This window comes from Jezberella sp., from assembly GCF_964834465.1.
Genome location: NZ_CBAZRM010000005.1, coordinates 97,176 through 110,239 on the forward strand (window position 1 = coordinate 97,176; position 13,064 = coordinate 110,239).

Below are 13,064 nucleotides of genomic sequence, written 5' to 3' on the forward strand. Positions count from 1 at the left end.
CGCTTAATTGCTTGTCAAACCAGCAATATAGTCAGCCAAAATGGGGATGTCACCGTCCTTTACCATGGACAGCGCAGAGGTCATGTTGCCATCCATATCCCAACGAGTATGTGCTTTAAAACCTTGTAATTGAACCAGTAAATAGTCATACTGCTGCCCGGCGATGCGCGGAATATGCTGAATCCCTTTCAACTCGGCACCGTGACACTGAGTACAGTTGTACTGTTGTGTGAGTGACGGGCCAAGTTTCGCGTTTTCAGCCGACGTTTTATGCGTTGGCGCGGCCGGTTTCTCATTGGCGAAATACGCGGCAAGATTATTCATCTCTGCGTTGGTTAGGTTCGCCGCCATGGGCGACATTTGTGCGTTCTTGCGATTGCCTTCTCGATAATTGTAAAGCTGCATACTGATTGCTTGCGCCGCATGCCCAGAAATAGAAGGCACCCCAGCGGTCACCGAGTTACCACCGGGCCCGTGGCAGGCAATGCACGTTTGTGACATTGCCATGCCAGCGTCAAGGTCAGCAGCAGCAACCCGCGCAACTGGCCACATAAAAGCCACAGCAGCGACTGCTGCTGCGATCTTTGTCATGCGTTGAAGCTGACACATCATTTCTTATAGCTCACGCGGTAAATCACACCGTTGTAATCATCCGAAAACAGAATCGAGCCATCTGGCATTTGCAAGATATCGACTGGACGACCCCACATGGGTGGATCTGCCTTGTCGTCTGTCAAGAAACCAGACACGAAAGGCTCATATTTAACGACTTTACCGTTGGCATCCAACACCACGCGCATCAAATCGTAGCCACGCTTTTCACTTTTATTCCAAGAGCCATGGCGAGCCATGAGGATGTTATTTTTGTATTCAGCGGGGAACATACTGCCTGTGTAAAACTGGATAGCCAGAGGTGCAACGTGAGCACCGAGCTTGAGCACGGGTGGGGTGCTGTGAGCACAGGTATCGTATTTGCCATAAATCGGGTCAGCAATTTCACCCTGATGACAAAAGGGAAAGCCAAAATTCTCACCCTCTTTCGTGAGCACATTGAGTTCGTCGTTCGGGATATCTTCGCCCAACCAATCACGACCGTGTTCGGTGAACCAGAGTTTTTTCGTCACGGGATGAAAAGCCATACCGACACTGTTACGCACGCCGGTGGCGACACGCTCGAGTTGACCAGTGGCGGGGTCAACGCGCATGATCACGGCCTGGTTATACAACGGCATGGTGATGTTCTCGGGTGAACCGATATTGAAATACAGTTTGCCGTCGGGCCCCATCACGAGGTACTTCCAGTTATGGCCGGGACCATTGGTCGGATCAATGCCGTCGACCACCACTTTGCCTGGGCCCGGGTTATCCAGGTTCGCTTCAATGTTGTCAAAGCGCCAGATCTTGTCATGTTCAGCGACAAACAGCGTGCCTTTTGAGAACACCACGCCATTGGGCATGATCATGTCTTTGGTGATCGTTTTGATGACTTTTTTGCCATCCTTTTCAACAATGGCAACCACACTCTTGGTATTGCGATTGCCAACGAAAATAGTCCCCTTGTCGCCGCGTGCCATCGATCTTGCCGAAGTCACCCCATCTGCCCACACTTCAATATGAAAACCAGGGGCCATCTTGATTTTGCTCAACGGCAAATCTTTTGCTTCGGTCCCTGTCATGATTGGGGCAAACGGATGCAACGTCGCAGGCTGCTTGGTGTTATCCATGCCTTGCTTCCATGCCGGTGCAGGCGCAGCAGCGGGCGGCGTCTGGGCAAACACGGACATCGTACAAGCAAGAGCAAGCGTTAATAGCGCTAATTTAAATCGCATGGTCGTCTCCGGATAGGTGAATTTTTTTGATACTGAGTTAGTGAATCACAATAATCAACAAATCACCAGACGTTCTTGCAGATGCTGGATTCAATCACTAACGGAAACTAACGGAAACTGCCCAAGCAACTGCAGAAGCCCGGCTACTTTGGTTTCACGAGTGCGTGCGCAATCATCCCAAGAACCAAGCCCCAAAAAGCACTACCGATGCCAAAAAGACTTAATCCGGACGCCGTCACCAGAAACGTCAACAGCGCGGGTTCCCGTCCAGACAGATCCGCCAAGCTGTCAGCAAGACTCGTACCGATGACACCAAATAAGGCAATCCCGGCAATCGCCACCACCAACGAATGCGGAAAAACAGCGAACACAGTGACAACGGTTGCACCCAGTAGCCCGAGGATCAGATAGAAAATACCCGCCCACACCGCCGCCCAATAGCGGCGACGCGGATCGGCATCCGCATCGGGACTCATGCAAATGGCAGCCGTGATGGCCGCCAGGTTAAACGAGAAACCACCAAACGGCGCAAGTAAAAGCCCCGTAAGGCCAGTCCATCCGATGATCGGTGATACAGGTAAGCTGTAGCCATTTGCTCTTAACACGGCGACGCCAGGCAAGTTTTGCGATGCCATGGTGACTAAAAACAAAGGCAGCCCAATCCCGACTAAGGTCGCCAGCGAAAAAGTCGGACGCACCAACTCAAGCTGGGCGAACTGCAGAGAAGCCGCATCCCAATGCATCGCACCAGACAGCGCTGCGTAGGCGACCCCGATCGCTAACGTCAATGGGACCGCATATCTGGCAGCCTTGCGTTTAAAAAACAAGTAGCCCAATAGCATCACACCCACCTGCCAAAGATCGCCGGCCAGTTCAGTAAAGACGTTCAAGCCGAATCGCAACAACACCCCCGCGAGCATCGCCGACGCCAGCGCTCTGGGAATATGCTTCATGAGTCGATCAAACCAGCCAGTCAAGCCAACCAGCAAGAGCAAGGCCGAAGAAAACAGAAAGACGCCCGTCGCCTCAGCGAGCGACACCCCGTTGAGCGACGTCGCCAATAGGGCAGCGCCAGGCGTTGACCAAGCAGTCAGCACAGGGCTTTTAAAATAGAGTGACAAACCGATGCACGTCGCGCCCATCCCCAAGCCCAACGCACATAACCAAGAGGCGATTTGCGCCGGGGTCGCCTGGGCGGCGTGAGCCGCCTGAAAAACAATCGCCGCAGAGCTGGTGTAGCCAACCAATACCGCAATAAAGCCAGCCGCGACATGTGACGGCGCAAACCAACCGCTTGATTTCGCCATGGGTTTATCATAGAAATGATCACTCATGTCACCGCTCCTCATCGTTTTTATGCTGGGATGATAGCAAGAAGCCAACCGACCATCACGACCTCATCAAATGAATATTTTTCGATCATCCGCCCCGTCGTCTGAATAGGGGTGGAACTCTGCGATAGAATTGGTAGGATAACTAGAATGACACCAGCAACGCCATGCGGCTTTGTTTGGGGCGGCGAGCCCGAGAGAAAGCGACGGCAACACGACATGAGGCACTCACAATGAGCGAATTGCGTTACGAAACTCCCGCGACAGTCGAGGCCGCAGCCGCCTTACTTGCAGCTGCCTCTGGGCCTGCACGGGTACTGGCTGGTGGTACAGATATGTTGGTGCAAATGCGGTCTGGCCGCGTCAAACCTGCGATGCTGGTCGATGTTAAGCACATCAGCGAGATGACATCTCTGACCCGCGAAAACGGTGGCTGGCGTGTCGGGGCTGCGGTGAGCTGCATGGCTTTGGTTGAAAATGAGGCGTTTGCGGCGACTTGGCCAGGCGTGATTGACGGTGCCAACTTGGTGGGCTCAGTGCAAGTGCGTGGCCGGGCGACGCTGGGCGGTAACTTATGTAATGCCTCACCTGCAGCCGATAGCGTGCCTGCCATGATTGCAGCCGGCGCGGTGGCTAGCGTCGTCGGTCCGAACGGTCGTCGCGAAGTGCCCGTCGAACAGATCAACATCGGCCCCGGTAAAACCTCTCTGGCCAAAGGCGAATTAGTCGCTTCCTTCTTTTTGCCTCAGCGCCCTGCCCACTCGGGTGATGCCTATTTAAGATTTACTCCTCGCTCAGAAATGGATATTGCCGTGGTGGGCGCGGGGGTGAATTTAACGCTGGACGCACAAGGCGTCTGCACAGCTGCGCGCGTCAGCCTCGGCGCCGTGGCTGCACAAGCACTGTATCTCCCTGAAGCGGCACAAACACTGATTGGTACGATGGTAGATGAGGCTGCGCTAGAAGCTTTAGCGGCGAGTGCGAGCGCTGCCGCCAGCCCGATCGACGACAAACGCGGGACCAAAGCATTTCGTATCAAAGTCGCTGGGGTACTGGCCAAACGAGCCGCCAGCGTCGCCTTAGCCAGAGCAAAAGGAATTAACTGACATGTCAAAGCATCACATCACGACAACCATCAATACGAATCCGGTTGAGTTTTTATGCGAGCCGCAGCAGCCTTTGCTTGACGTCTTGCGCGATGAGTTGGGTATGACCGGTACCAAAGAAGGCTGCGGTACCGGCGATTGTGGCGCCTGTAGTGTGACCCTCGACGGGCGCCTGGTTTGCTCATGTCTCGTGTTGGCCGTTGAGGCGCAGGGCAAAACCATCGAAACCATCGAGGGTATGGCACAAGGGGATCATTTGCATGTGTTGCAACGAAAGTTTCTTGAGCATGCTGCGCTGCAATGCGGGATCTGCACCCCTGGCTTTTTAATTGCTGCCCGTGCATTGCTTGAACGCAATGCAAATCCGACGGAAGAAGAAGTTCGGTTCTGGTTGGCAGGCAACTTATGCCGTTGCACGGGTTATCAAAAAATCATCGAAGCAGTGCTTGCTGCTGCTAAAGAAATACGTGGAGCCTAATCATGTTGACTAAAACGATGGATCCGACTAAAGCGTTGAAACTGGTGGGCACCAGCCCCGTTAGACCTGACGGTGTGCCAAAAGTGACTGGCCAAGCGATTTACGGTGCAGACACGATTTTGCCAGGGATGATTTGGGGGCAAATTTTACGATCACCTCATGCACACGCGCGTATCAAATCGATTGATACCAGCAAAGCCGCAGCCCTTCCTGGGGTCAAGGCGATCGTGACAAGCGCAGATCTGCCGGACCATCCCTTTGAATATGTCGGTCCAGAGCGCGTGGCTGTCAATTACTGGCACATGACGCGCAACATTCTCGCCCGTGAAAAAGTGCTTTACGAAGGCCATGCCATTGCGGCAGTTGCCGCAACAAGCCCAGCGATTGCGCAACAAGCTGTAAATCTCATCGAAGTTGAATTTGAAATTCTTCCTCACGTCATTGATGTAGATGAGGCAATGAAGCCCGACGCACCGTTGCTATTTGAAGACATGATCACCAGGGGCGTTGAGCCTGCCGTATCCAAACCGTCGAACGTTGCAAAGCGCGTCGAGTTTGCGATTGGGGATCTTGAAGCTGGTTTTGCACAAGCTGACGAAATCGTCGAAATGTCGTTCACGACCGCGGCGGTTCACCAAGGCTACATCGAACCGCATTCGTGCGTGGCACGGTATGGTGCTGACGGACAATGCGAACTGTGGTCAGCGAGCCAGGGACACTTCGTCGTACGCGCCTATACCGCCAAACTGGTTGGCATGGACATCGGCAGCCTGCTAGTGCATCCCGCTGAGATTGGGGGTGGATTTGGCGGTAAAACGGTGGTCTATGTTGAGCCAATCGCTGTCGCACTTTCCAAGAAGTCTGGTTTACCCGTCAAAATCATGATGCGCCGCGAGGATGTCCTAAGAGCAACGGGCCCGACCTCGGGTGCATCGATGACCGTCAAGATCGGGGTGACCAAAGCTGGCAAAATCGTGGCGGCCGACTCAACGTTTAAATTTCAGGCGGGCGCTTTCCCCGGGTCGCCGGTCATGAACGGCGCCATGTGTGCTTACGCCTGTTATGAAATCCCCAATTCAAGAGCCGTTGGCTACGACGTGGTATCGAACCGTCCTAAATCAGCGGCTTATCGCGCACCAGGCTCACCGATTTCTGCTTTTGGGGTCGAAAGTGTGCTTGATATGTTGGCTAAGAAAATCGGGATGGATCCGCTTGAGTTGCGTCACAAGAACGCAGTATCAGCTGGCTCACCCACTGCTTGGGGGCCTAAGCACGCCCATGACGGGTTTAAACAAACCATTGAAGCGCTCATGCAACACCCCGCGTACAAGACCGCGCTTGGTAAAAATCAGGGCCGAGGCGTGGCTTCGGGTTTCTGGTTTAACGGAGGTGGCGAATCAGCGGCAACCGTCCATGTCAATGAGGACGGGTCTGTTGTGATTGCCACAGGCAGTATGGATGTCGGTGGTTCGCGTGCGTCGATGGCGCTGATGGCTGCCGAAACGCTGGGTATTCCGTATGAAAAAGTTCGTTCTACGGTCGCCGACACCGCCTCGATTGGTTATAACCACGTGACAGGTGGCTCACGGGTGACTTATGCCACCGGTATCGCGGTCGTTCAAGCGTGCGAAACCGTCATTGCGGATATGCGTGGCCGGGCCGCCCTTACCTGGGATGTCAGCATCGATGACGTGGTGTGGGAGGATGGGCACGCTAAATTAGTCGAGGGAGTCCCCGGCAATCATGCCCCGTTATCTCTCGCTGCGATTGCCGCCAAGCGTGCCGTCACTGGCGGGCCCATCGTCGCCGAAGCTGCCGTCAATGCCGGTGGTATGGCACCAGGTTTTAGCACGCAGTTCTACGATGTCGAAGTAGACCCTGAAACCGGTCACACTAAGATTTTGCGTGTTGTGGCGGCTCAGGATGTCGGTCGCGCCATCCATCACGACTACTGTGAAGGACAAATACAGGGTGGTGTCGTACAAGGCATTGGTTGGGCGCTGAACGAGGAATATGTCTACGATAAAGAAGGGCATTTAGCCAATGCTGGGTTTCTGGATTATCGAATCCCCGTCGCCTCTGACTTGCCGCACATTGATGTTGTGATGGTTGAAGTCCCCAACCCGAATCATCCGTTTGGTGCAAAAGGGGTTGGCGAAGTGAATATTGTCCCGCCAATGGCTGCTATTGCGAATGCGATTCAACAGGCGACTGGTAAGCGTATGACGTCCTTACCCATGTCACCGCCAAAAGTACTCGCTGCGATAGACGGCTAAGCCCGGGATGCCTGTGACAACCGCGCACGTTGTTCTCACCAGCGGCTTTAGTCGCCGCTACACAAACGGCGTCAAAACGTTTGACGTTGAGGCAACAACGGTGCGCGGTCTGCTCAAAGCGATGGATCAGCTATATCCGGGCCTGGGAGAAATTCTCGAAGAAGAAACGGCAATTGCCGTCGACGGCGAGTTGCACGAAGTGGTTTACACCCAGGTATTGAGGCCCGGCTGTGAGGTGTTTTTTATCCCGAGAATCGAGGGTGGTTAAGCGTTGAATCAAAAAAGGCTCGCACCCAGCGAGCCTTTTTCACGATCAACGAGTCACTTGAACGCGCAGTGACGTGCAACAAGACATGGTTATTTCTGCAGCAACTTGAAGATGCTGGCGTAATCGAGAGCACCATGGCCAGCTTTGCTGTGGATATCGTAAAGATTGCGAGCTGTCGCCCCTAAGGTCACCGTGGTTTTCGTCGACACGGCATTTTCAACCGCCAACCCTAAATCCTTCAACATCAAGTCGGTACCAAATCCGCCGGTATAGCCTCTGGAGGAGGCTGAATCTTCTTTCACACCCGGACATGGATTGCCATTGATGAGTGCCCAGTTTGACCCTGAGCTTTTGCTGATGATTTCCGATAAGACTTTTGGATCCAAGCCGTTGGCAATCCCGAGCTGGAGTGCCTCTGCGGTAGCAATCATGTTGATACCGAGAAGCATGTTATTGCACACCTTGACAGTTTGGCCGCTGCCATAACCGCCCGCGTGATAAATCGCTTTACCCATTTTCTCGATATAAGGCTTAGCTCTTGCAAAGCCATCGTCAGTGCCACCCACCATAAAGGTCAGCGTGCCCGCCTCTGCGCCAAACGTACCGCCGGACACGGGCGCATCCACCATCGTGAGCCCTTTGGTTTCAGCCAGTTTACCGAGCTCGCGTGACACATCGGGGGCTATCGTCGAACTATCGATAATGAGTGTGCCGGGTTTGGCGAGCGTCAGCAACCCTTGTTCACCCAAGCACACGGCTCGCACATGCTGACTGGCGGGCAACATCGTCACAATCACGCTCGCTGCCTTTATTGAGTCAGGCAACGAAGTCGTTGACTTACCACCACTTGCAACGAGGCTATCAACGCTCGCCTGAACCAGATCAAAGCCCGTGACCATGTGACCAGCTTTCGCCAAATTTTTTGCCATGTGCAAACCCATGTTGCCCAAGCCGATAAACAAGACATCTGAACTCATTATTGCTCCTCTTTTTTTTGATTCATGCTCAAACCGCTGACGTGTATTATCCACAACGACAGGATATATCGATTTTTATCATCAGATTGACGCCAGTTTAAACCTTCAGGAATTCACCATCATGACGCAACTCAGCCAAGCGGCTCTCGATCAGCTTTTTTTAAACGCCAGAACTGCCAATGGCTTTTTGGATACGCCGATCGCCATTGAGACATTGCACGAGATTTACCACCTTGCTCGCATGGGTGCCACGTCGATGAATAACCAGCCTGCACGCTATATTTTTCTGGCAACCGCGGAAGCGAAAAATCGACTACTACCCGCGATGAGCGCCGGCAATCTGGATAAGACCAAGTCAGCGCCAGTCACCGTCATCGTTGGGATTGATCTACATTTTCATGAACAGATGGGTCGTGTGTTTCCGCATTTTCCGGCAGCCAAAGAAATGTTCACTAACAATGAGGCACTGAGGCTCGAAACCGCTCGTCGTAATGGTGACCCAAGCAAATTGTTCGAGCGCGGCTATCGCTTTAGTTTTGACGAAGCGTGCCAGGTACTTTGATTGAGCAGCTTACCCAAGAATCAATCAGATCAAACGGGGCTCGCTTGAGCCCCTCTGATCAACTTGCCTGGATAGGCACCGGTTGGCTGACCGTTTGCGTAGGTTACAACGCCAGAAACAATCGTCGCTCGATAGCCTTCCGCTTGTTGAGACAGTCGCCTGCCGCCTGCCGGCAGATCTCGCACAATGGCTGGCGCCCGCAGCTTCAGCCGTTCAAAATCGATCAAGTTGATATCGGCCTTATAGCCAGGTTTGAGCACACCTCTATCGTGTAAACCGACGACGGCAGCGGTATCGCGGGTCTGCCATTTCACGAGATCGGCCAAGGGTAATGTGTCTCCCCTCATGCGATCCCTTGCCCAGTGTGTCAGCAAATAGGTGGGGAAACTTGCATCGCAAATAAATCCGTAATGTGCCCCGCCGTCGCTTAATCCGGGCACCGTATCTCGATCTGTCAACATTTCTCTAACAACGTCCAGATTCTGGTCGACATAGTTGTAAAGTGGACGATACAGCATCCCCTGACCTTCACCCGAAGTTAAAAAATCATAAGCAAATTCGTTGGCATCCAACCCTGCCCGTTGCGCCAGTGCGCTAATACATTGGTCTGGGCTTGGTTCGTAATCGGGTGGATCCTGCAACAAATACAAGTTGTCAAAGTTTGCAAAACGACGCGCCTGCATCGGCGTTGCGTGCCGTTCGGACAAAATCTGTCGACGCACCTCTGGGTCACGCAGACGCGCGAGCTTCTGGGACAACGGCAAATGGCTGATTGCCTCGTACGTCGGTAGCTGTGAAAATGGACTTAAGGTCAAAGCAAAGCTAAAAATCAAGGCAACAGGTCTGGCACCCACCTGTGCCTTCATCTTGACCCCGTCATCAACGGCTGCGTGCATGTGGCTCATGACGCGGCGCCACCGATCCGGTAAATGCTCATGCTGAAGCAAGGTTAACGATAAAGGCCGACCAGAGGCCTCTGCGATCCGGCGTAACATCGCGAATTCTTCGTCCACATCATCAAAATCGGTCACCAGTTGTAAAACCCCCTTGTTTGCTTTTTTCAATCCAAGGGCAATCGCCGTCAGCTCTTCTTCAGCTGCCCCCAAACTTGGGGTGTGTTTACCGTCACTGCTCAAATGCAAAATCGTGCGCGACGTCGTAAAGCCCAACGCCCCAGCTTCAACCGCCTCAGCGGCAATCGTCGCCATTTGCTCAAGATCGTTTAAAGTTGCAGGCTCACGATTCGCACCACGATCACCCATCACATGAATACGTAAAGGCGCATGACCGATCTGCGCTGCCACATCCACATCAAAGCGACGACCTTCAAGCACCTCCATATACTCAGGAAACGTTTGCCATGTCCAGGGCAGCCCTTCCTCAAGCACGATGCCGGGGATGTCTTCAACGCCCTCCATCAACTTCATCATCTTGCCCCGATGCTCTGGCAGGCAGGGCGCAAATCCAATCCCGCAATTACCCATCACGACCGTGGTAACGCCCATTTGTGAGGAGGACGCAATCTGTTGGCTCCAGGTGACTTGACCGTCATAATGCGTATGGATATCGACGAAACCCGGTGTGACCAAGAGACCTTGCGCGTCAATTTCGTGGTCGGCGGTATCAGCAATCTTACCAACAGCTTTGATCAAGCCGTTGACTATCGAAATATCGCCCACATAAGGGGCTGAACCCGTCCCGTCGACGATCGTGCCGTTTCTGATAATCAGGGTCGCTTTCGTATCCATTGTCTCTCGCTCTTTTTTGTATCGTCAAACGCACTATGACGCAGCTGCTTCGAGTATCGTAACAAATGGTGCTACTCACAACAAAAATATTGAACACAGAAGGTTTCACGATGACAACGATGACATTCGAAGCATTCGAAAAGCAATCACTGAGTGAAGGGTATAACGAGGTGCTCAAAAAGGTCTGGGAACCTAGCCGAACCATTGAGGTTCATACCCACCCATTTGGCGTTCATGTGGTGGTCGCCGAAGGCGAGATGTGGTTGACCAGAGATGGCGTGCGGCATCATATGACGGCAGGCACTGACTTCAAGCTTAGTGCTGATGAGCCTCATGCAGAAGAATATGGCCCGCAGGGTGCGACCTTTTGGGTGGCGCGTGCTCATCCTAGTTCATCAGCGCCGTCGTCGCCAATGCGTTGACTGCGTTCGCAGCGACCAGCATCAGCAAATGCCCACGCAGCCGTTTGGCAAACGATCAGTTCGGTTGATAGCCGCTGTCTTTAATGATCTTTGCCCACGCGGCTGAATAGTTGCGCTCTCTCACGTGCAGTTGCGCGGCTGTCAGATAATCAGGGCTGAGGCCCATGCTAGAAAATTGGGCCATCACCTCAGGCCTGGCAACAATCTTCTCGAGTGCTTTAGACACTTGTATGAGCATTGCTTCAGGCGCCTGTTTGGAAGCAAACACCCCATAAAAGGGGAGATCTTCAAAGCCATCGACACCCAGCTCTTTGAACGTTGGCACATCCGGTAGTGAGGCCTGACGCTGCGCCCCCATCACTGCCACAATGCTTAATTTCTTTGCCTGATGAAATTCAATAAAATCGGGGACCGATGCGGAGCCGGCCTCAATTTGATTACCGAGCATATCAGCCATCATCGGCGCACTCCCCTTATAGGGGACTGAAATCAAGTCTAGATCATATTTTTTGGCCAGTGTTTTGACCAAAAACTCAAGCGTTGACGCAGGGGCAGGTATACCGACCGAGCCCTTCCTACCTTTTTTGGCATTCGCCATCAAGATGTAATCTTTAAAATTCTTAGCTTGAGTGCCACTTGATAAAGCAAACGCATTGACAAAGCTTGCCACCCCTGCCACTGGCACGAAATCTGCCTCGACATCGAAACCAGGCGTTTTCATGACGAGTGGCAGAATCGAGATGGTGTGGTCATGCGACAAAAATAACGTATAACCATCAGCACCGACTGCCTTCAGATATTGCGCAGCAATTTGACCACCAGCACCGGGTTTGTTCTCAACCGCCACTGACACGCCAAGCTCTGTTGACAAGCGGGCAGCCAACAGGCGGGCAAGCGCATCAGTGCCACCCCCAGCCGGAAAACCGACCATCAACCTTAATGGCTTATCGATCTGCGCCCACACGTTGGCGCTTGCCAAACCCAACCCGAGCAGACAGATCAAGACGAGGTTGCGCAATACACCACAGCGAACAACCCCCTGTAAGCGATGACTGATCACCCGAGCAGCCGTCAGTGTTGTCTCTTTTACCGTCATTTGCCTCACCTTCGTCTCCTTGAACGCTTACGCGTAAAAACTGTCGCGAAGTACTTGCGCACACAGCTTGACCGCCGTATTTGCTTCGCGCAGCACGCGCCCCATCAAGACAAACCCGTGAATCTGTCGCTCAAAACAAACGTACTGGGTCGGGACACCTGCCGCTGATAATCGATCTGCATAGGCGGCACCCTCATCCCTGAGAGGATCGTAACCCGCGGTCAACACAAACGCAGGGGGTAAATTCTCGTGTGTCTTGGCCAGCAACGGTGACGCTCGCCAGTCTTTACGGGATTCAAGGTCAGGCATGTAATGATTGAAGAAGTATTTCATTGATTCTGCAGTCAAACCGTAACCTTCAGCGTTATCCACCATCGACTGGGTTTTGCCATGTGCATCGGTCACCGGGTAGATCAACAATTGCAGGATGGGGCGAAAACCACCAGCGTCTCTCAACGCTAAAGCCACCACTGCGGCCAAATGTCCGCCTGCGCTATCGCCGCCTACGGCAATTTTTTCAGGATCGATATTCAGCGAAACGGCATGGTCGTAAACCCATTCGGTCGCTGCTAAGCAATCGTCTGATGCTGCCGGCAATTGATATTCAGGGGCCATCCGATAATCCACGGATACCACAGCGCAAGTCGCCAGGTTTGAAAGCTCACGGCAAACAACGTCATGCGTATCCAGATCACCAATCACATGCCCACCCCCATGGTAATAAACCAGACAGGGCAATACGTCGGTGGTTTGACTACCTTTGGGCCGATACAGACGAATTTTGATCGGACCGCGCGGGCCGGGAATCTCGTGGTCAGCGACATGAGCCATATCAGGAGCGTCGGGTTGCGTAAAAAAACGTCGCGCCAGGTAGGCAGCGCGGGCTTGATCTGGGGGGACCGTATGCACTGGGGGAATCCCCTTGGCGATCATCATGTCTAACAAAGCACGCGCTTGTGGATCCAGCATGT

General features: G+C 53.3%; 13 protein-coding genes. 6 read left to right on the top strand and 7 right to left on the bottom strand.

Features of this window, described 5'->3' with window-relative positions:
• Nucleotides 1-3: 3 nt before the first annotated feature.
• From AC1W8Y_RS05250 to AC1W8Y_RS05260, 3 genes are all read right to left on the bottom strand, one after another.
• Nucleotides 4-591 (bottom strand): c-type cytochrome, encoded by a 588-nt coding sequence (locus AC1W8Y_RS05250; protein ID WP_482013421.1) that lies wholly within the window; start codon nucleotides 589-591, stop codon nucleotides 4-6.
• A gap of 17 nt (nucleotides 592-608) precedes the next feature.
• The gene (locus AC1W8Y_RS05255) at nucleotides 609-1,829 is read right to left on the bottom strand and encodes a PQQ-dependent sugar dehydrogenase (RefSeq protein WP_482013422.1); all 1,221 of its coding nucleotides are present in this window, start codon (nucleotides 1,827-1,829) and stop codon (nucleotides 609-611) included.
• A gap of 143 nt (nucleotides 1,830-1,972) precedes the next feature.
• On the bottom strand, nucleotides 1,973-3,163 hold the full coding sequence (locus tag AC1W8Y_RS05260; protein WP_482013423.1) for a benzoate/H(+) symporter BenE family transporter: 1,191 nt from the start codon (nucleotides 3,161-3,163) through the stop codon (nucleotides 1,973-1,975).
• A gap of 230 nt (nucleotides 3,164-3,393) precedes the next feature.
• Here AC1W8Y_RS05260 and AC1W8Y_RS05265 point away from each other — a divergent pair, with 230 nt between their 5' ends.
• From AC1W8Y_RS05265 to AC1W8Y_RS05280, 4 genes are read left to right on the top strand one after another with little or no spacing between them, the layout of a single operon-like run.
• Nucleotides 3,394-4,266, top strand: a complete 873-nt coding sequence (locus AC1W8Y_RS05265) for an FAD binding domain-containing protein (RefSeq protein WP_482013424.1) — start codon at nucleotides 3,394-3,396, stop codon at nucleotides 4,264-4,266.
• A 1-nt stretch (nucleotide 4,267) separates the two neighbouring features.
• Nucleotides 4,268-4,744 (top strand): (2Fe-2S)-binding protein, encoded by a 477-nt coding sequence (locus AC1W8Y_RS05270; protein ID WP_482013425.1) that lies wholly within the window; start codon nucleotides 4,268-4,270, stop codon nucleotides 4,742-4,744.
• Nucleotides 4,745-4,746: 2 nt separating this feature from the next.
• Nucleotides 4,747-7,020 carry a xanthine dehydrogenase family protein molybdopterin-binding subunit gene (locus tag AC1W8Y_RS05275; protein ID WP_482013426.1) on the top strand — a complete coding sequence of 758 codons (2,274 nt, stop codon included), beginning with the start codon at nucleotides 4,747-4,749 and terminating at the stop codon, nucleotides 7,018-7,020.
• A gap of 7 nt (nucleotides 7,021-7,027) precedes the next feature.
• Nucleotides 7,028-7,288, top strand: a complete 261-nt coding sequence (locus AC1W8Y_RS05280) for a MoaD/ThiS family protein (protein WP_482013427.1) — start codon at nucleotides 7,028-7,030, stop codon at nucleotides 7,286-7,288.
• An 89-nt stretch (nucleotides 7,289-7,377) separates the two neighbouring features.
• On the opposite strand, the gene mmsB is transcribed toward AC1W8Y_RS05280, so the two are convergent.
• Nucleotides 7,378-8,319 (bottom strand): 3-hydroxyisobutyrate dehydrogenase, encoded by a 942-nt coding sequence (gene mmsB / locus AC1W8Y_RS05285; protein WP_482013428.1) that lies wholly within the window; start codon nucleotides 8,317-8,319, stop codon nucleotides 7,378-7,380.
• A 67-nt stretch (nucleotides 8,320-8,386) separates the two neighbouring features.
• Between mmsB and AC1W8Y_RS05290 the strand changes: the two genes are divergently transcribed.
• Nucleotides 8,387-8,827: a malonic semialdehyde reductase gene (locus AC1W8Y_RS05290; RefSeq protein ID WP_482013429.1), complete on the top strand. Its 441-nt coding sequence runs from the start codon at nucleotides 8,387-8,389 to the stop codon at nucleotides 8,825-8,827.
• 29 nt (nucleotides 8,828-8,856) lie between these two features.
• Here the strand turns inward: AC1W8Y_RS05290 and AC1W8Y_RS05295 are convergent, their stop codons facing one another.
• Nucleotides 8,857-10,575 carry an N-acyl-D-amino-acid deacylase family protein gene (locus AC1W8Y_RS05295; RefSeq protein ID WP_482013430.1) on the bottom strand — a complete coding sequence of 573 codons (1,719 nt, stop codon included), beginning with the start codon at nucleotides 10,573-10,575 and terminating at the stop codon, nucleotides 8,857-8,859.
• Nucleotides 10,576-10,685: 110 nt separating this feature from the next.
• On the opposite strand from AC1W8Y_RS05295, the gene AC1W8Y_RS05300 reads away from it, so the two are divergent.
• Complete coding sequence (locus AC1W8Y_RS05300) at nucleotides 10,686-10,997, top strand: cupin domain-containing protein (RefSeq protein ID WP_482013431.1); 312 nt, start codon at nucleotides 10,686-10,688, stop codon at nucleotides 10,995-10,997.
• Between the two features lie 55 nt (nucleotides 10,998-11,052).
• Here the strand turns inward: AC1W8Y_RS05300 and AC1W8Y_RS05305 are convergent, their stop codons facing one another.
• The gene (locus tag AC1W8Y_RS05305; protein WP_482013432.1) at nucleotides 11,053-12,093 is read right to left on the bottom strand and encodes a tripartite tricarboxylate transporter substrate-binding protein; all 1,041 of its coding nucleotides are present in this window, start codon (nucleotides 12,091-12,093) and stop codon (nucleotides 11,053-11,055) included.
• Between the two features lie 27 nt (nucleotides 12,094-12,120).
• Nucleotides 12,121-13,062, bottom strand: a complete 942-nt coding sequence (locus AC1W8Y_RS05310) for an alpha/beta hydrolase (protein ID WP_482013433.1) — start codon at nucleotides 13,060-13,062, stop codon at nucleotides 12,121-12,123.
• Nucleotides 13,063-13,064 lie beyond the last annotated feature (2 nt).

Coding starts and splice junctions, on each gene's coding strand:
- AC1W8Y_RS05250 (WP_482013421.1), bottom strand. CDS start 591: ATGACAAAGATCGCAGCAGCAGTCGCTGCTGTGGCTTTTATGTGGCCA.
- AC1W8Y_RS05255 (WP_482013422.1), bottom strand. CDS start 1,829: ATGCGATTTAAATTAGCGCTATTAACGCTTGCTCTTGCTTGTACGATG.
- AC1W8Y_RS05260 (WP_482013423.1), bottom strand. CDS start 3,163: ATGAGTGATCATTTCTATGATAAACCCATGGCGAAATCAAGCGGTTGG.
- AC1W8Y_RS05265 (WP_482013424.1), top strand. CDS start 3,394: ATGAGCGAATTGCGTTACGAAACTCCCGCGACAGTCGAGGCCGCAGCC.
- AC1W8Y_RS05270 (WP_482013425.1), top strand. CDS start 4,268: ATGTCAAAGCATCACATCACGACAACCATCAATACGAATCCGGTTGAG.
- AC1W8Y_RS05275 (WP_482013426.1), top strand. CDS start 4,747: ATGTTGACTAAAACGATGGATCCGACTAAAGCGTTGAAACTGGTGGGC.
- AC1W8Y_RS05280 (WP_482013427.1), top strand. CDS start 7,028: ATGCCTGTGACAACCGCGCACGTTGTTCTCACCAGCGGCTTTAGTCGC.
- AC1W8Y_RS05290 (WP_482013429.1), top strand. CDS start 8,387: ATGACGCAACTCAGCCAAGCGGCTCTCGATCAGCTTTTTTTAAACGCC.
- AC1W8Y_RS05295 (WP_482013430.1), bottom strand. CDS start 10,575: ATGGATACGAAAGCGACCCTGATTATCAGAAACGGCACGATCGTCGAC.
- AC1W8Y_RS05300 (WP_482013431.1), top strand. CDS start 10,686: ATGACAACGATGACATTCGAAGCATTCGAAAAGCAATCACTGAGTGAA.
- AC1W8Y_RS05305 (WP_482013432.1), bottom strand. CDS start 12,093: ATGACGGTAAAAGAGACAACACTGACGGCTGCTCGGGTGATCAGTCAT.
- AC1W8Y_RS05310 (WP_482013433.1), bottom strand. CDS start 13,062: ATGCTGGATCCACAAGCGCGTGCTTTGTTAGACATGATGATCGCCAAG.